This is a genomic window from Methylobacterium litchii (assembly GCF_038442315.1).
Classification (GTDB): domain Bacteria; phylum Pseudomonadota; class Alphaproteobacteria; order Rhizobiales; family Beijerinckiaceae; genus Methylobacterium; species Methylobacterium litchii.
Genome location: NZ_JBBXMY010000008.1, coordinates 104,706 through 121,154 on the forward strand (window position 1 = coordinate 104,706; position 16,449 = coordinate 121,154).

The 16,449-nt window shown below is 68.4% G+C and carries 17 protein-coding genes; 9 read left to right on the plus strand and 8 right to left on the minus strand.

Annotated features, from left to right (window positions below; genetic code table 11):
• Positions 1–41 precede the first annotated feature (41 nt).
• Both AAHF99_RS15795 and AAHF99_RS15800 read right to left on the minus strand, forming a co-directional pair.
• On the minus strand, positions 42–1,070 hold the full coding sequence (locus AAHF99_RS15795) for an HWE histidine kinase domain-containing protein (protein WP_342165396.1): 1,029 nt from the start codon (positions 1,068–1,070) through the stop codon (positions 42–44).
• Between the two features lie 332 nt (positions 1,071–1,402).
• Positions 1,403–1,579, minus strand: a complete 177-nt coding sequence (locus AAHF99_RS15800) for a hypothetical protein (protein WP_342165398.1) — start codon at positions 1,577–1,579, stop codon at positions 1,403–1,405.
• A 633-nt stretch (positions 1,580–2,212) separates the two neighbouring features.
• Between AAHF99_RS15800 and AAHF99_RS15805 the strand changes: the two genes are divergently transcribed.
• The 4 genes from AAHF99_RS15805 (at position 2,213) to AAHF99_RS15820 (ending at position 4,988) form a co-directional block, all read left to right on the plus strand.
• Entirely contained in the window at positions 2,213–2,524 is a 312-nt protein-coding gene (locus AAHF99_RS15805; RefSeq protein WP_342165400.1) for a hypothetical protein, read from the plus strand.
• A gap of 367 nt (positions 2,525–2,891) precedes the next feature.
• Positions 2,892–3,125, plus strand: coding sequence for a hypothetical protein (locus AAHF99_RS15810; protein WP_342165401.1), 234 nt, complete (start codon positions 2,892–2,894; stop codon positions 3,123–3,125).
• Positions 3,126–3,186: 61 nt separating this feature from the next.
• On the plus strand, positions 3,187–4,071 hold the full coding sequence (locus tag AAHF99_RS15815) for a cytochrome b/b6 domain-containing protein (RefSeq protein WP_412759895.1): 885 nt from the start codon (positions 3,187–3,189) through the stop codon (positions 4,069–4,071).
• Positions 4,068–4,988: a molybdopterin-dependent oxidoreductase gene (locus AAHF99_RS15820; protein ID WP_342165402.1), complete on the plus strand. Its 921-nt coding sequence runs from the start codon at positions 4,068–4,070 to the stop codon at positions 4,986–4,988. Before AAHF99_RS15815 ends, AAHF99_RS15820 begins: the two co-directional genes overlap by 4 nt.
• Before the next feature lie 609 nt (positions 4,989–5,597).
• On the opposite strand, the gene AAHF99_RS15825 is transcribed toward AAHF99_RS15820, so the two are convergent.
• The 5 genes from AAHF99_RS15825 to AAHF99_RS15845 form a co-directional block, all read right to left on the minus strand.
• Positions 5,598–6,344, minus strand: coding sequence for a glutaredoxin family protein (locus AAHF99_RS15825; RefSeq protein WP_342165403.1), 747 nt, complete (start codon positions 6,342–6,344; stop codon positions 5,598–5,600).
• Positions 6,345–6,706: 362 nt separating this feature from the next.
• Positions 6,707–8,005, minus strand: coding sequence for a DUF2254 domain-containing protein (locus AAHF99_RS15830; RefSeq protein ID WP_342165404.1), 1,299 nt, complete (start codon positions 8,003–8,005; stop codon positions 6,707–6,709).
• Positions 8,002–8,967: a mechanosensitive ion channel family protein gene (locus AAHF99_RS15835; protein WP_342165405.1), complete on the minus strand. Its 966-nt coding sequence runs from the start codon at positions 8,965–8,967 to the stop codon at positions 8,002–8,004. Before AAHF99_RS15835 ends, AAHF99_RS15830 begins: the two co-directional genes overlap by 4 nt.
• Before the next feature lie 106 nt (positions 8,968–9,073).
• Positions 9,074–9,244, minus strand: a complete 171-nt coding sequence (locus AAHF99_RS15840; protein WP_342165407.1) for a hypothetical protein — start codon at positions 9,242–9,244, stop codon at positions 9,074–9,076.
• Between the two features lie 106 nt (positions 9,245–9,350).
• Complete coding sequence (locus tag AAHF99_RS15845; protein WP_412759896.1) at positions 9,351–9,809, minus strand: PRC-barrel domain-containing protein; 459 nt, start codon at positions 9,807–9,809, stop codon at positions 9,351–9,353.
• Positions 9,810–10,176: 367 nt separating this feature from the next.
• Here AAHF99_RS15845 and AAHF99_RS15850 point away from each other — a divergent pair, with 367 nt between their 5' ends.
• The 5 genes from AAHF99_RS15850 to AAHF99_RS15870 all read left to right on the plus strand — a co-directional run bounded on the left by AAHF99_RS15850 (position 10,177) and on the right by AAHF99_RS15870 (position 14,457).
• Complete coding sequence (locus AAHF99_RS15850; RefSeq protein WP_412759897.1) at positions 10,177–10,731, plus strand: fasciclin domain-containing protein; 555 nt, start codon at positions 10,177–10,179, stop codon at positions 10,729–10,731.
• A 98-nt stretch (positions 10,732–10,829) separates the two neighbouring features.
• Positions 10,830–11,057: a hypothetical protein gene (locus AAHF99_RS15855; protein WP_342165408.1), complete on the plus strand. Its 228-nt coding sequence runs from the start codon at positions 10,830–10,832 to the stop codon at positions 11,055–11,057.
• A gap of 777 nt (positions 11,058–11,834) precedes the next feature.
• The gene (locus AAHF99_RS15860; RefSeq protein ID WP_412759898.1) at positions 11,835–13,985 is read left to right on the plus strand and encodes an ATP-binding protein; all 2,151 of its coding nucleotides are present in this window, start codon (positions 11,835–11,837) and stop codon (positions 13,983–13,985) included.
• Positions 13,982–14,236, plus strand: coding sequence for a VOC family protein (locus AAHF99_RS15865; protein ID WP_342165410.1), 255 nt, complete (start codon positions 13,982–13,984; stop codon positions 14,234–14,236). The genes AAHF99_RS15860 and AAHF99_RS15865 overlap by 4 nt, the downstream gene beginning before the upstream one ends.
• The gene (locus AAHF99_RS15870; protein ID WP_342165411.1) at positions 14,236–14,457 is read left to right on the plus strand and encodes a hypothetical protein; all 222 of its coding nucleotides are present in this window, start codon (positions 14,236–14,238) and stop codon (positions 14,455–14,457) included. Before AAHF99_RS15865 ends, AAHF99_RS15870 begins: the two co-directional genes overlap by 1 nt.
• A gap of 288 nt (positions 14,458–14,745) precedes the next feature.
• Here the strand turns inward: AAHF99_RS15870 and AAHF99_RS15875 are convergent, their stop codons facing one another.
• On the minus strand, positions 14,746–16,443 hold the full coding sequence (locus AAHF99_RS15875) for a GMC family oxidoreductase (RefSeq protein WP_342165412.1): 1,698 nt from the start codon (positions 16,441–16,443) through the stop codon (positions 14,746–14,748).
• Positions 16,444–16,449 lie beyond the last annotated feature (6 nt).

The following is a 16,449-nucleotide window of genomic DNA, read 5'->3' on the forward strand; positions in this document are numbered from 1 at the left end:
CCCGTTGCCCCCGGGGCAGGCCCTCGCCGCCCCGGCGTGCGCTAAGCCGGGGGCCGCACGAGCGGCAACCGGATAGAAACCCGCATCCCGTCGGCGCCTTGGGTGACATTCACGTCGGCGGCGGCCTGTGCGGCCAGGACCTTGTTCAGCAGGCGGGATCCGAAGCCCTGGCGGCCTGGACCGGCCGCGAGCGGCCCGCTGCGTTCCTCCCAGTCCCAATTGAGGATACGGCCGGCCTCGCGTTCCTCGATCCACCACCGGACGCTCAGGCGTCCGGTGGGGACGGCGAGCGCGCCGTGCCGCACAGCGTTGGTCGTCAGCTCGTGCAGGGCCATGCCGACCGGCACCGCGAGTTCGGAGGGCAGAACGACCATGGGGCCTTCCAGGATGACACGCCCGTTTTCGTCGTAGGCGTCGAGCTCCCCCCGCAAGAGCCCGGCGAACGAGGCCGCCTGGGAGGCGTCCTCGGTGATGAGGGCGTGGGTCCGGGCGAGGGACTCGATCCGACCGCAGAAGGCCCGCGTGAAGTCGGGTAGGGTCGCGTACGAGCGCAGCGTCGCGTTCAGCACGGCCTGGACCGTCGCGAGGGTGTTCTTCACGCGATGGTGCAGCTCACGCACCATCATCGCCTGCAGGTCCTCGGAGGCGCGTCGCTCGCTCACGTCGCGTTGCGTCGACACCCAATGGGTGATGGTGCCGTCGCCCCCCCGAACCGGCGTGATCAGCCACTCGACCACGTAGGTGGTGCCATCCTTGCGGTAGTTGACCGCCTCGCCCCGGGTCGCTTCGCCGGCCTGGAGGGCCCGGCGCAGCCTGTCCAAGGCCGTGCGCTCCGTCCGGGGACCCTGGAGGAGGCGTGGCGACCGCCCGCTCACCTCGTGGGCCTCGTATCCGGTCATCTGGGTGAAGGCGGGATTGACGTACTCGATGCACGGCCCGGGCTCGTCGAGCCCGGCGGTGGTCACGATGATGGCCTCGCCCGACGACTCGACCACGGCGCGCAGCAGCCGGAGATCGACTGCGCCTGAACCCCTGTCGTTACCCCACACCGCGCAAACGTCTCCAGGCACCCGGGTCTCAACGCGGCCAGGCCCGTGCGAGGCCACGCGGAAATGTGCGACCTTCAACAGGCCCGGTCGTGGAAGGTTGCTCACTGGGTCGGGGCGCCACAGGTCGGGACCGTCCTGATGGGCCGCGCGTTCATCCGGGACCGGCGCGCCACGACGGGTCGGCAGGAGGAGACAAACGCATGTCCGACACGCCACGTCCCGGCGACGATCCCGCCCCGCCCATCGGCGACCCGCCGCCTGGTCCCACGACCCCGGAGGGCGACCCGCCCGCGGACCCGCCGGCGCCCCAGCCACCCGGGCCCATCGACGCCCGTTGACCCCGACCGCCGCGCCTACCCGCGCGGCGGCTTGGGCTCGGCGCCGAGGCGGCGCATGCAGGCGTGGTAGATCTCCGCCCCCAGCGCGAACGGGGTCAGGCCCTGCGGGTTCGACGCGGTGAACACCTTGTCCCGGGCCTCGTCGCGGCACTGCGCGTCCTGCGGGCTTGTGATCGGCTGGTTCTGCGCCATGGCAACCGAACAGCTTAAGGCGAGCACGACCACGACGACCAGGGAGCACCCGACGCTTGTCGGCTGCCCTTCGCCCTGTCGGCATCGACGGACCAGCGGAAATTCTCCGACAGATCTTGGCGGTGCTTCCCGAAGGCGGCGGCCACGATGTTCCTGGCGGGGTCGACGTCCCCGCAGCAGGTCATCGCGTCCCATGTATAGAAACGATTGAGGTCCTCCGCGCTCCACCGTTCGGCTAGCGCAGGACGTCGTGCATGCCAGGGCACGGAGGATCGCGAGGTCGAGGCTCGTTGTCATGGGCTATTTTCCTGCGGGGGCGTCGGGCGCGGGACGGTCGCCGTCGACGGCATGTCGAGGTTCGGAAGGGCGAACCCGCCCCGCGCGGCGCAGGGGACAAGACCTTTCCCGGGCAGGGTGGTTCCGTCGCCGGCACCGGGCTGGCCGCTCCCGGGGCGGACCGGTTCCCGTCGACCGAAGCCGACGTCCGAGGGGCGGCCGCTGCGTCGTCCGCACGGTCGCGACCGTCATCGTGAGGGAACCCGGCGACCGGACCGGGCATCCCTCCGGGATCTGGCGGTGGTCGATGAAGCTATCGGATACGCCCCGTCCCCATGACAGAGAGGCCACCGAGCCATGACCGTAGCGCGTCAACTGATCCACGCCTCGTCCAACGGCGACCGCTGGTTCATCTGCCTTGGCGAGGGGCCTGCGGATGTATTCGTCCTCCACGAGCCGAACGGTCCCTCGGGCGGCAGGCCATCGCGGATCGAACTCCCGGACTTCCTCGCCTCCACCCCGGCAAGCCCCGAGCGGCTTGCCCTTCTCGGCATGATTGGATCGCTCGTCGCCGTTTCCGACACCGCCATCCCCGCACCCACGAGCGGCCCGGAACCCGGCGCGGCCGGCGCCGAGCCGTCGCCGGGCGAGGAAACCTCGACGACCTAAACCGGTCCCGACTTCCACCGGGCGGCGGGCTCCTGGCCGCGGCGCTGGCTGGCCTGGCCTTCGCGGTATCGCCGGACGTGGGCTTCGTCTGTTCAAGGTGCCGGCTTGGACCCCCGATGGGTACCGCCACGTCGACGGAATCTCGCAACTCGTCCAGGCGGGCCTGAAACTATCCGGTGCATCCCTCCGTACGGACGACAGAAGCCCTATCGGGGCCCGGCGCGGACGACCCGGTTCAGCGTGCGATGATGCTTGTCCGAAAGCAGATCATCGAAATTTTATTCCGACAAATTCAGGAACTTAGAGAATATCCATCGCTTGACCTGATGTGAGACGAACGAAGTCTTATGGAAAAGGGTATATGATTATGAAGAAGACGACCCTCGCGCTTGCCGCTACCTTGCTGGGCGGCCTGGCCCTCGGAACGGGTACCGCTTCCGCCGCCCCCATGGGCCCGAACGGCCTTCAGGCCGCCCCGGCGGGCGTCACTCAGGTTCGGATGAGCAGCAGCGAGCGCATGATGATGAAGAAGCGCATGATGCATAAGAAGATGATGAAGCGCCGGATGATGAAGCGGAAGATGATGATGAACCGCATGTGAGCGGTCGCTGAGGGATGGGCTGGCTTCCGGCCTATCCCTTACCTCTTTCGGAAGGTGACGCTTGCCCCGTACCTACCTCACGCGCACCGCTCCCGACACGGCGGAGGTCGAGCGCCGCCGCTGGATGTTCCGGCACCCCGCCGTCATCCGGATCACGCATTGGGTCAATGCCCTGTGCCTGCTCGTCCTGCTGATGAGCGGCCTGCAGATCTTCAACGCCCACCCGGCCCTGTACTGGGGCAAGGTCTCGACCTTCGAAAAGCCGCTTATGTCGATGACCTCGACCGAGGACGACCCGCCGAAGGGCGTCACCGAGGTCCTGGGCCGCACCTTCGACACGACGGGTTGGCTCGGCTCCTCGGCGGGCGCCGACGGCGAGCCGGCCGACCGCGGCTTTCCGGCCTGGTTGACGCTGCCGAGCGATCAGGACCTCACCGGCGGGCGTTCCTGGCACTTCTTCTTCGCCTGGGCCTTCGTCCTGAACGGCGCGCTGTACCTGGTGTATGGCCTGCTCACCGGCCAACTCAGGTTCAGGGTCGTGCCCCAGCGCGACCAGCTCCGGCATTTCGGAGTCTCCGTGCGGGAGCACCTGACCCTTCGGTTCCCGGAAGGCGACGAGGCCAAGCGCTACAACGTCATCCAGAAGCTGACCTACGCGGTCGTCCTCTTCGTGCTGCTGCCCGTGCAGGTGCTGGCCGGCCTGGCGATGTCGCCGGCGATGGATGCCGCTTTCCCGTTCCTGCTGACGCTGTTCGACGGGCGGCAATCGGCGCGGACCGTCCACTTCGTGGTGGCCGCCCTCCTCGTCCTGTTCGTGGTCGTCCACGTCGTCCTGGTCGTGGTCTCCGGGTTCTGGAACAACATGCGCGGGATGCTCACCGGTTGGTTCGTGATCGAGCGCAAGGTCGAGCCGGCGCCGGCGGCAGCCCCGGGAGACCGCATATGATCCGGCGGCCAAGTCGACGTTCCCTCCTGCTCGGCGCCACCGCCACGGCCGGCACCGCGATGCTCGGCGGCTGCGACCGCCTTGGCGAGGCCGAATGGTTCCGGCGCACGCTCATTACCGGCGAGGACGCCAACATGTTCGTCCAGCGGCTCCTCCTGACGGAGCGGACGCTCGCGCCCGAGTACGCCGAGGCGGACATCTCGCCGTGGTTCAAGCCGAACGGCACCGAGGACCCGCCCGACAAGGCGTACAAGGCTCTCGCGCGGGGCAGGTTCGCGGCCTATCGGCTGGAGGTCGGCGGCCTCGTCCAGAGCCCGCTGAAGCTCTCCTTGGCCGAGTTGCGCGGGATGCCGTCCCGCACCCAGGTCACGCGGCACGATTGCGTCGAGGGCTGGAGCGCCATCGGCAAGTGGACCGGGGTGCCGTTGGCCAACCTCCTCGGCCGGGCCCGGCTCAAGCCCAAGGCACGCTACGTCGTCTTCCACTGCGCCGATACCATGGACCAGGGTGACGACGACGCGGATGCGGCGGACGCTGGCGGCTCGGACGGGGAGGAGGCCGGCGGTAACGCCAACCCGGCCATGACGAAGCAGGCCGGCGGCGGGGAGGACAAGCGGGACTCCGGGGGCCAGCAGGCGGAGGGTGCCAAATCCGTAGGCGAGCCCGTGCGCTACTACGAGAGCATCGACCTCGTTGACGCCTTCCACCCCCAAACGATCCTCGCCTACGACCTGAACGGGGCGGCGCTGCCGGTGGCCAACGGCGCGCCGCTGCGCCTGCGGGTCGAACGCAACCTCGGCTACAAGCAGGCCAAGTACGTGATGCGGGTCGAGGTGGTGGAGAGCCTCTCCGACATCGGGGAAGGCAAGGGCGGTTACTGGGAGGACCAAGGCTACGCTTGGTACGCCGGTATATGAGGGTACCTACAGGGGGACGGTGCTAGCCGATACCGCCCGATCTTGAACGGACGTCGGCGTCGACGGATGCCCAAGATGGCGACCGGACACGGTCCGGTGGCGGCCACGTCGAGCCCTCGCACGCGCCTGCACCGGTCGCCCGCCGGCGCGCAGCCTTGCAAGCCGAAGGCATCTGCCTTCCGACGTTGCGGATGGCGCTTCGCCGCCGGACCGGTGAACGGCGATGGCGTTCTCGGTCCGGGTCGCCATCGACGACGCGCGGGAGCAGGTGAAGGGTCGCCTCGCCGACGAGACCAGCGGGCGGAAGACTTCCAGACCGTGTGGGATCGACTCGGCGAGTATCGCGTACGGGTAGCGTCATCCGTTACGCGAACGTCGCGCCGGATGCCCCGGCCTACCTTGTCACGGCCTTCCGACGGCGACCGAACGAGTCTCGCCAATTCCTCCCCGCTCGTCGGGCGGCTGTCTCAAGGCTTGCCGGCGCGGTGTGGGTCGTGCTCGTGCCCCTCCACGCGCCGAAGGCGATCCTCCCAGAGAACCGTAACCTGATCGACAAACGGAACGCTCGTCACGGCGATGGTCCGGCCCGGTGGGGTTCGTTCCTCCCGCTCAGTGATGGGCGACCAGCATCCAGACGGCCATCGCGACCATCATCAGGTTCTCAGTGAGCGAGACGAAGCCGAGCGGTACGCTGCCCGAGCCGCCGACGCAGGCGCACTTGATCTCGCGCTTGTCGACGTAGACCGCCTTGAACACCGAGGCCGCGCCGACCGTACCGATGAACAGGGCGACGGGAATGGACAGCCAGTTCAGGGCGCCCGCCACCATCAGCACGCCCGCGAGCGCCTCGCAGAACGGGTTGGCATAGGCGTAGCGAACCCAGCGCCGGGCGAGCAGGTCGTAGCCCAGGAACATCGACGAGAAGGTCTCGACGTCCTGCAGCTTGAGGATGGCCAGGACGCACATGCTGAAGGCGATGAACCACTCGCCGGCCCGTACCGTCAGGGGCGTGCCATAGACGGCGTAGCTCGCGGCCAGCGCCATCAGGGCGGTCATCGCGAACACGGCGACCACGGGCGCGTAGCTGGTGGCCTTCGGGTCCTTGACCGCCTTGCCGAGGTGGCGGCGCAGGTCGTCGTAGCCACCGACCCGCTCGCCGTTGATGAAGGTCTGGGGCGTGGTCTTCACGCCGTACTCAGCCTTGAAGGCGTCGGTCTCCTCGCGGGTCGTCAGCCAGTGGTCGTCGACGGTGAACCCCTCGCGTTCGAGCAGGTCCTTGGTCTTCAGGCCGAACGGGCAGACGTGCTTCTCCATCACCATCCGGTAGACGGTGGCCCTGCGGGTGGTATCGAGCATCGCGGTTTCCTTTCGACCGAGGAGCGGGGGCTGTGCTGACAGTCCAACGCGGGATGACGGCCATCGCCTCCCGATCATGCATCGCGAATGCCCGCCGGTTGGCGTGGGCCGGTTGCGCCACGCCATCTGCCCCGTAGATCTTCAAGTGGGGCTTCCAACTGTTGGAAGGTCAACCACCGCGTTCCCGAATTCGACGGAAGGGGGGCGAGGACTACCAGGGCTGCATTCCGCCCGGGACGAGGGTCGGCGTCCATGGCCAGACCGGACGATGACCGGGCGAGACCGCCGAACGAGTTTCCGGCACCGTCGCGCGGCCGCTTGGAGACGAGACGCGGGTTCAGGGCGGCGAGGAAGATCAGGGCTCAGGCGACCTCACCCTCCTCGTGTATGGCGACGAACTTGGCGTGGCGCTGACGGAGGTCGTCGAGGTCGTGGGGATCGGCCACGTCCCGCTCGGCCGCCGCCTGGACGAGGTCGGCGTGCCGGCGCAACTCCCGCAGGCGCGTCGTAAGTCGCTCAACCTCGGCGACGCGTGCCAGCACGTCGAGCATCCGACCGAGGACGAGCACGGACCCCGCGGAGTTCTGCCGGATCATGTGGAACATCGCGTCACAAAGGCCGTCGTAATCGGTCACGGGATGGACCAACACGACAGACCCCTCCCGGACGACAGCGCGGGTCGGCAGGTGGCGCGGCGCGATGCGGCACAGGGCGTCGCCGAGATGGTCCACGACGCTGCCGGCCGTGAACGGGTCGTTGATGCCCGGCGACAGGGCGCGGACCGCGATCTCGACCAATTGCCGGATCGAGTATTCGAGGTCCTGGAGCGAGGCGGGTCGGCGCCCGAGCGTGAGCGCGCCCCTGACGGCGTCGTCGGCGCCCTCGACGCCCGCGGACAGGAACGCGACGGGGAAGCCACTAGGCACGTAGTCGCCGGGGCGGACCCGCATGGCGACGGTGACGCCGCTCTCCTCGGCCCAATCGGCCAGGGCGTCCGTGTCGACGGCCTGGAGGTAGCCGCCCCCGGTGGTGGCGACGGCGGCGCCGGTCGACTCGGTGTGGGGCCGCGCCGCATCGGCCGCATCGAGGGTGCGGGCCTCGATGGCCTTGAAGAGATCCTGCTGGACGGCATCGACCACGGTCTCGATGTTGATGCTCGTGGCGATGTGATGGACGAACCAGACCAGCGTAGCGACCGCCACCAGCGCCAGGACGAGCGCGCCGGTGATGGCGAGGTGCGGGACGAACGGGTCTTCCTCCACGGTCCGCACCGTGCGCAGGACCATCAGGGCATACGCGAAGGTCCCGAGGAAGATGCCGAGCACCGTCTGGTTGCGGGCATCGCGGATGAAGTTGCGCAGGAGTCGGGTACCCATCTGGCCCGAGGCCAGGGTGAGCGCGGCGATGGTGATCGAGAAGGTCGTGCCAGCGACCCCGATGTTGGATGAGGCGATGGCGCTGAGAAGACCACGGGCACCCTCGGCGCCGCCGGAATAGCCCCAGTTCGCATCCGGCGACGAGGCGTCGTATCCGGCGATGTGGGCCGTCTCCAGCCAGACCCCGAACTGGGCGAGCAGGATGCAGCCGAGCACGATCAGGGCCGGACGCAGCCAGAACAAATCGCCGAGGATCTCGACCCAAGCTTGCAGCCGCGCCTTCACGCCCGCTCCTCCGTCCGGCGGTCGGTGGCGTCGTCCTCCCGCAGCACACGCCAGCGGGCACGCGGGGGGGCCTTACCGGCCGGCCAGCCCTCCCGCTGCCGGGAGCGGTCGCCGTCGGTCTCCTCGGTCTGGTCGTGGAACAGCACCTGGCTCGTCGGGTACGGCAGGTCGATGCCGGCCGCGGTCAGGGCTTCCTTGACGTTCGAGATGGCGTGGTCGAGGGCGTCGACCGCGTCCCGGCGCCGGGGCGGGTCGATCCACAGCCGGGCCGTCATGTCGACGCCGGCCGCGCCGAGCCCCGTCACCAGCGCCTCCGGCGGCGGGTCGGAAAGGACACCTTCCGTCCCTTGCAAGGCCTCGACGATGACCCGGCGCGCCTCGCGGATGTCGTCACCGTTGCCGATGGTCAGCGGGAAGGCGAGCCGTCTCTTGTCGTGGGCGGTGATCACCGTGATCTTGTCGACGAACAGCGTGGCGTTGGGGATCAGCACGCGCTGGTTGTCGTAGGTCCTCAAGACCGTCGCCCGCACCCAGACGTCCTCGACGGTGCCCTCATGCGAGCCGGCGCGGATCTGGTCGCCGATGACGAAGGGGCGGGTCAACAGGATCAGGATGCCGGCGAGCAGGTTCTGGAGGACATCGCGGAAGGCGAAGCCGATGGCCACGCCGCCGATGCCGAGGAGATTGAACAGGTCGGCGGCGGAAACCGATGGGAACGCCACGGATGCGGCCACGAGGAACGAGACCAGGACCGTCACGCCGCCCGCGATGCGGCCGAGGACCGAGGCAGAGCCCGGGGAGGCGTCGCGCAGTTCCGCCGCGCGCCGGACGGCGGCGCGCACGCCCTTGGCGATCAGCAGGCCGATGCCGAACAGGACGAGCGCGATGGCCAGCCCGGGCAGGAGTGCCACGGCCGAGCGACCGAGTTCTTCGAGCCGGCCGAGCGCTTCGGAGAAGATCATGGGGTACCGGGGGTCATGGGAAAGCCGCCGGAGGCTGTCGTGCCATCCGGCGGCCATGGTCACCCGCGGCAGCTTGGGGCCGCCGCGGCTCGGTCGGGTCCCAGGTTCAGCGACGCGGACCGCCGGTGGTCCCGCCGTACTGCTGCCCGCGGGCGCCGCGCGACGGCATGGCGGCGTTGCCGCGGCTGGCCGAGCCCTGGCGCATCCGGTGGCGCCGGTGCATGCGCACCTGCACGAGGTCTGCGTTGGCCGGGGCGGTGACGCCGGCCGCGTTCATCGCAGTGCCGCCGACGGCAGGGTGGAGGCGGCGAGGCCGAGACCGGCCAGGAGGATCGAAGCGAGGATCGTGTGCTTCATGGTCGTAGCTCCTACGATGTGTGGGCTCAGCTCTTCTTCTTCGAGTATTCGAACTTCGGCGCGTTCTTGAGGGTGTCCTTGTCGGTGTCGGCGTGGACCGCCCACTTGCCGTCCTTGTTGCTGACGGCCAGCGTGGAGGGGTCGAGCACCACGTAGCTCTCGCCTAGCCCGAGGAAGCCGCCGACGCTGACGACGACGCCGGTCACGGTCTTGCCGTTCTCGATCACCAGGTCCTCGACCTCGCCGACGTTCTCGTTCTTGTTGTTGTAGACGGTGGTGCCGACCAGCTTCGACGACATCACGTCGGCGGGCTTCACCGTCACGTACTTGAGCTTCACCGTCGCGGTGTCGGCCATCTTCATGCCGGTGTCGGCGGTGGCGGGCATCGCCGTGCCGGGGGCCGGGGCCGTCGGCGTCGTCTGGGCCAGGGCCGGTGCGGCCAGGCAGGCGAGAGTGGTGGCGGCGATGATCGTGCGATAGGACAAGAGCGTCTCCAGATTGGGTGCCGAAGGTGCGGAGGGTGCCCATCGAAGGACCCAGGCTCATGCCGTCCCATGCCGCGCGGTTCGGGGTCACAACACGCTCGTTCAGGAAACGTTCAGAAAAATCGGCGAGGTGCCCGTTACAAATTCGCTGATTATGGTCTCGTATTAGAATGAAAAGTCAGTGCCAGTCTGCAAGAACGGGGAGAGCCAAGGCGGCCATGGGATAGTGCGGCCCACGTCGAGCCCGCTACAGTGGTTCAACGATGAACTATTTGTAATGTTGATTTTGAAACTTCCGCTTCCGTCGTCCCGTAGCGGCGTCACGGGCCTCGATGAACGAGCCTCGACAACGCAAGCGAGACTGTTGATGACACGCATCACCCTCACCGCCGTCCTCCTCGCAGCCGGCATGGCTGCCGCGGCGCCTGCCTTCGCGGAGAATTCCCCGATGGTGGGCGGCGCGCCGATGATGGCCAGCAAGACCATCGTCGAGAACGCGTCCAAGGCGAGCAACCTCACGACCCTGGTCGCCGCCGTGAAGGAGGCCGGCCTGGTCGACACCCTCAACGGCAAGGGGCCCTTCACCGTCTTCGCGCCGACCAACGACGCCTTCAAGAAGCTGCCGGCCGGCACGGTCGAGAAGCTGATGAAGCCGGACATGAAGGCCGACCTCAAGAAGGTGCTGACCTACCACGTCGTGCCGGGCAAGCTCGACGCCAAGGAGTTGATGGCCAAGGCGAAGATGGGGGGAGCGGATGCCAACCTGAAGACGGTCGAGGGCGAGGTGCTGACCGTGAAGATGGATGGCGACCGGCTGGCGCTGATCGACCAGAAGGGCGGCGGGGCCATCGTCGAGCAGGCTGACGTCAACCAGTCGAACGGCGTCGTGCACGTCATCGACAGCGTCCTGATGCCGAAGTAGCCCTCGTCACCGGGGCGGGCCGTCCTCGACTGCGGATGGCCCGTCCTGGCCCGAAGCCCCCCTCGGAACATTCGAGCTTGACCTTACCTGAGGACGTCATGAAGTTTCTGACGACCCTCCTGTACGCGCTGGCCGCCTGCACCGCCCTGCTGGTCGGCACCGGCCTTTGGATCGATGCCCCGCGGAATGAGATGCAATCCACCGGGCTGACCGCGGCCACCGTCCTCGGCACCGATGTCACTGCACCGCTGGTCGGCGCGCCCGCCCCGGGTTCGGTCGCCTCGGACGTGGCCGGTAACGGCGTCATGACCGACGTACAAGGCTAGGCTCAACTGCGAGCGCGGCTCGTGGCTTCCGACGCCTCAGCGTCGGGGATCGGATGACGTCTTTCCATTTCCATCAGGCACGTTCACGGCGCCAGGCGCGCGCTCGGACGGCGGTACGGCCATCGGATCGGTGACCGCTTGCGTCGCGGCCTTCCCCGGGGCTGCCGCACCAGCGAGCGGTGGTCGGCCACCGGCGACCGGCGGGGGTGACGGTTTCGCCTCCTCGGACGCGCTGGGCGCCACGCTTCCCGCCAGCATGAGCGCCGGGACTACGAGCAGCGAAGGCATTTTCGAAAGTCGCATGGGCTAGGTCCGGTCCGTTTTGGTCCTGCGACCCAACGGACCCCAACCTTCCGTCGTTCCGGATCGCGGCCGCTACCCTGATGGACGGACGTGCATGTAGTTCCCTCGGGAGGATGGTCATTCTCGCCCCGTGGTGGGTGAATGGCCCTGGAGGTGACGATGGACAAGCCCGGCGAACCCGCCGGGAGATGTGCGATCTACTCGCTCGCTGGTCTCTGCGCCCCGCCCACGCCCGGTGATCCGACGTGCGGCACAGGCGATGCCCGGCCGTAAACCCGGGGCCCCTCCCGCAGGGACTTCCCGGGCACGACGCCCGCGGCACCCTGCGTTTGCCTCCCCGATGACGGTGGGAGAATCATCTCCCCTGACGCATTGGTTGAGACCTAGCAGTGCCCGGCGCCGGAATCGCACAACGGAGAACGCCGCGCCGGTCGGCGCGTTCACCCTCGGCCAGGCATCAGGACGAGATCATAGTTGGCTCAGGTGGCTCGACAGGCAGCGGATACGGTTGCGGCGGGGCCCGCCGCGAAGGCGCGGACCATATCCCGGGCGCTTGCCTGCATCGGCATCGCGGTCTCGCTGACCGTGGCCGCCGGCTGGGCGTTTCGACTGCCTCTCCTGACGACCATCCTCCCGGGCGAGGCGCCGATGGTGGTGCTGACTGCCCTTGTGGTGCTGGTTCTGTCGGTCTCGTTGCTGCTCTCGGCCCAGCCCGAGGGGCGAGAGGTCGACAGGCGTGTGGGCCGCTGGCTCGCCGTCGTCGCGGTTGCGTTGTCTGCCGGCGGAGGCATCCAGTACGCCGTTCCCCACGGTTTCCGGCTCGACGACTGGCTGCAGCGGTTCGTCTCAGGGCCGCTCGGGCCGGACAACGGGATGTCGCTCGCGACCGTGGCCTGCATCCTGGGTGCCGCGGCCGGCATCATCCTCGGCGATGCCCGACGTCGGGCTTTCGCCCGCATCGGCGTGGCGGCGGCGCTCGTGTCCTTTGCGGCGGCCGCCGTCGGAGCCCTGGGCTACGTGTATGGGGTCGGCGCCTTCCATGAAGGCGGCCCCTACTCGCGCATGTCGCTGCTCACCGCCCTGACCTTGGGCCTGCTGTCGGCCGGGGTGCTGCTCTCCAGGCCGCACGGGCCTTGGGTCGCGACCGTGCTCCGCGGCGGGGAGGTCGCGCGCCTCCTCCTGCCGGCTGTCGTGATCGCGCCACTTCTGCTCGGCGCGCTCCAGATCTACGCGGTCCGCTCGAACCTGCTGGAGGCCGAGACCGGGACCGCGCTCCTCGTCACCGTGCTCGCGATCTGCCTTGCCGCGCTCGCCGTCCGCCTGGCCCGTGACGTCGAGCGGCGCGCCGTCGGCGAGCGTCGGTTGCGGGACGCCCTCCAGGACATGAACGAGGCTCTGGAACGGCGGGTCGAGGAGCGGACCCGCGACCTCGCGCAGACGCAGGATGCCCTCATCCAGGCCCAGAAGATGGAGGCCATCGGGCAGCTCACCGGCGGCGTGGCGGACGACTTCAACAATCTCCTGACCATCATCCGGTCGTCGGTCGACTTCCTGCGCAGGCCGGACCTGCCGGAGGAACGGCGTGTTCGCTACATGGACGCCGTGTCCGACACCGTGGACCGGGCGGCGAAGCTCACCGGGCAGCTCCTCGCCTTCGCCCGGCGGCAGCCGCTGATGCCTGAGACCTTCGACGTCGGCTCCCGGCTCGCCGGCCTCGCCACCATGCTGGACACCCTGACGGGTGCCCGCATCCGCGTCGTGAGCACCAAGCCCGAATGTGCCTGCTTCGTGCGGGCCGACGCCAGCCAGTTCGACACCGCTATCGTCAACCTCGCCGTGAACGCCCGCGACGCGATGGACGGCGAGGGCACGCTGACCCTGGCCCTGTCCTGCGGCAGGGAGAAGCCGGCGATCCGCGGCCACGCGGGCCTGTCGAAGCCGTTCGTGACGCTCGGCGTGAGCGATACTGGCTCGGGGATCGCGTCGGAGAACGTGGCCCGCATCTTCGAGCCGTTCTTCACGACGAAGCAGGTCGGCAAGGGCACGGGCCTGGGCCTCTCGCAGGTGATCGGCTTCGCCAAGCAGTCCGGCGGCGACGTCGATGTCGCGAGCGTCGTCGGCCGCGGGACCACGTTCACGCTCTACCTGCCACAGGCCGATGAGGCGGTCATGGACGTCGTCGAGGACGCCGTGCCCGACGACGCGCATGCCGACGAAAGGGACCGGTGCATCCTGGTGGTCGAGGACAACGTGGAGATCGGGCGCTTCTGCACGCAGATCCTGGACGATCTGGGCTACGGCACGACCCTGGCGCAGACCGCGGAGGCAGCGCTCGCGGAGATCGAGACTGCACCGTCCCGCTTCGACGCGGTCTTCTCGGACGTCGTCATGCCGGGCATGGGCGGCCTGGAGCTCGCCAAGCGCCTCAGGGTGACCCATCCGGGGCTGCCGGTGGTCCTGTCGTCCGGCTACAGCCACGTGCTGGCGCAGGACGACAGCCACGGCTTCGACCTGGTTCGGAAGCCCTATTCCGCCGCCCAGGTCGACGGCGCCTTGCGTTCGGCGACGCGCCGTCGACGACGCGCGGGCGTGCATCCGGCATTCATCCGGGAGATGAGTTCATGACCGCCTCGAAGCCCCGTCTCGTCGGCCTGAACCACGTCGCCTTGGAGGTCGGCGACATCGAGGATGCGCTCCGGTTCTACCGGGCCGTGTTCTCGTTCGAGCTCCGGGGCACCCATGAGGACGAGGCGGGGCGCACTGTCATGGCCTTCCTCGACATGGGCGACCAGTTCCTCGCCCTGACCGCCGGGCGGGAACAGCCGGCCGACACGGACCGGCATTCGGGCTTGTCGTCGACGACCGCGGGAATGTGATGGAGCTCGCCGAAAGTGCGGGTGCGACGGTCCTGGACCGCCCATTCAACTTCCTCGACCCCTGGGGCAACCACCTGGAGATCGTCGCCTACCGGGACGTACAGTTCACGAAAGTGGGGGAGGTCCTCAGGGACATGGGCCTGGACCTCGGGAAGGGCGATGAGGCGTTGGAGGAGTTGCGGCGCAAGCTGACTTCGCCTCCGGTACGCGCCGACGATTGAAGGCGTGTTTTTCGGGAAAGGCGGGCATCGGATCACCCGCGTTAGCGATGGACGGTCGCAGGTCTCCTGGCGCAAACTATCAGAACGATGGCCCCATCTACATACGAAGGAGGCGACCGAGGGGCTGTCGGTCGCTTCTTTCCTTTCTAGACTGACGGTTTGGCTCCGAACCTCTGTTGACTTCGCAATGCCTCAGTAACCGTAGCCCTAGGCCCGGCAACCGTAACTATAGTTCGGCGCGTAGCCATCACCGGCGTATGAATTTGCGTCACCGACACGCGAAGCCTGTCACCGCCTCCTCGCGAGTATCTGGTCCGCCGTACGTAACGCGACCGCTTGGATCGTGAGCGAGGGATTGACCCCCCCAACCGTCGGGAAGACCGAACCGTCGCAGACGTACAAGTTCGGGATGTCCCAGGAGCGGCAATCGGCATCGACCACGGAGGTCCGCGGGTCGGACCCCATCCGGGCGGTGCCGTTCAGGTGACAGGTATCGTCGCCCTGGTCCCAGACCTCGCGGCCGCCCGCGGCCACCAAGGCCTGGCGCATGAACTTGAGCGCGTGCCGGTTCAACGCCTTGTCGTTTTCGCACCAGGAGTAGGTGATGCGCGCCACAGGCAGCCCGTACTGATCCTTCACGTCCGCGAGCGTCACCCGGTTGCGCTCCTGCGGCATGTACTCGGAGACGACCTTCAGCCCGGCGACGTGGTTGTATCGCTGCATCTCGGCCACCAGCGCCTCGCCCCAAAGTCCGTGCGCGGAGGCCTGAGTGTTGGCCCAGAGCTGCGGCAGTGGCCCCTGGCTCATGTACGAATAGCCGCCGAAGAAGTCTTTGGCGAAGGGGCCGTAACCCTTGTCATCGTAGTTCCAATGCTCGCTGATGGCGAGCGAGGGTGGACCTTTGTAGCTTCGGATCTCCTCGTCGAAGACGCCCCAGACCGCTTGGTTGCCCTGGACCATGAGGTTCTTGCCGACGAGGCCCGAGGAGTTGGCGAGTCCGTCCGGGAACTCCTGGTTCGCCGAATTCAGGAGGAGCCGCGGCGTCTCGATGGCGTAGCCCGCCACTACGACGTTCTTGGCCCGCTGGAAGCGCCAGCGCCCCTCGCGGAAGTAATGGACGCCGGTGGCGCGCCCGTTTCTCGTCTCGATCCGCCCGACCATGGCAAGGTCGCGGATCTCGGCACCCGCCTTCAGGGCGCGCGGCAGGTAGCTCACCAGCACGCTCTGCTTGGCGTTGGTGGAGCAGCCGAGGGTGCAGAAGCCACGGTAGACACAAGGAGGCGCGTCGCCGTGGGGAGCGGAGACGGTGGCGAGCGGCGTCGGCGTCCATTCGATGCCCATCGCCTCGGCGCCCCGGGCTAGAACCTTGGCGGCCGCATTGATCTCATGCGCGCGGCGGTGATAGCGCCGCCGGTGCGGCCCCCAGGGATAGGAGACCGGGCCGGAGATCTTCAGGTCGTCCTCGACCTGATCGTAGTAGTGCCACATCTCCCGCCAATCGAGCGGCCAATCGGCGCCGTAGCCCATCAGGGTACGGGTCTTGAACCACTCCGGTCGAAAGCGCAGGGCCACCATGGCGTAGTGCACGGTCGAGCCGCCCACCGCCTTGCCGGAATTGTTCGAGCCCATCTGCAGCGGGTTCTCGCCGTCGACGATGCGTTCGTCCGTCCAGTAGAGCTTGGACTGATGGCTCTCGTCCGAGGCGAAATCTTCCAGCGGCCGGAAATATGGGCCGGCATCGAAGGCCACCACCGAGAGGCCGCCCTCCGCGAGCCGACAGGCCAAGGTTCCGCCGCCCGCCCCGGTGCCGACGATGGCGAAGTCGACCTCCTCCTCGTCCCGGTGCTGGCGCATCGGCACCCATTCGCCGATCCGCATGACGTTGGGGGCGCGACCGTCGCGGGCGCGGGGATGGTGCTCCGGGTCGTCGCCGGGCGTGGCGTGCTTGGGGTTGTCGGCGGCGTTGCCGAGGCCGGGGATGCGCATCGTAGG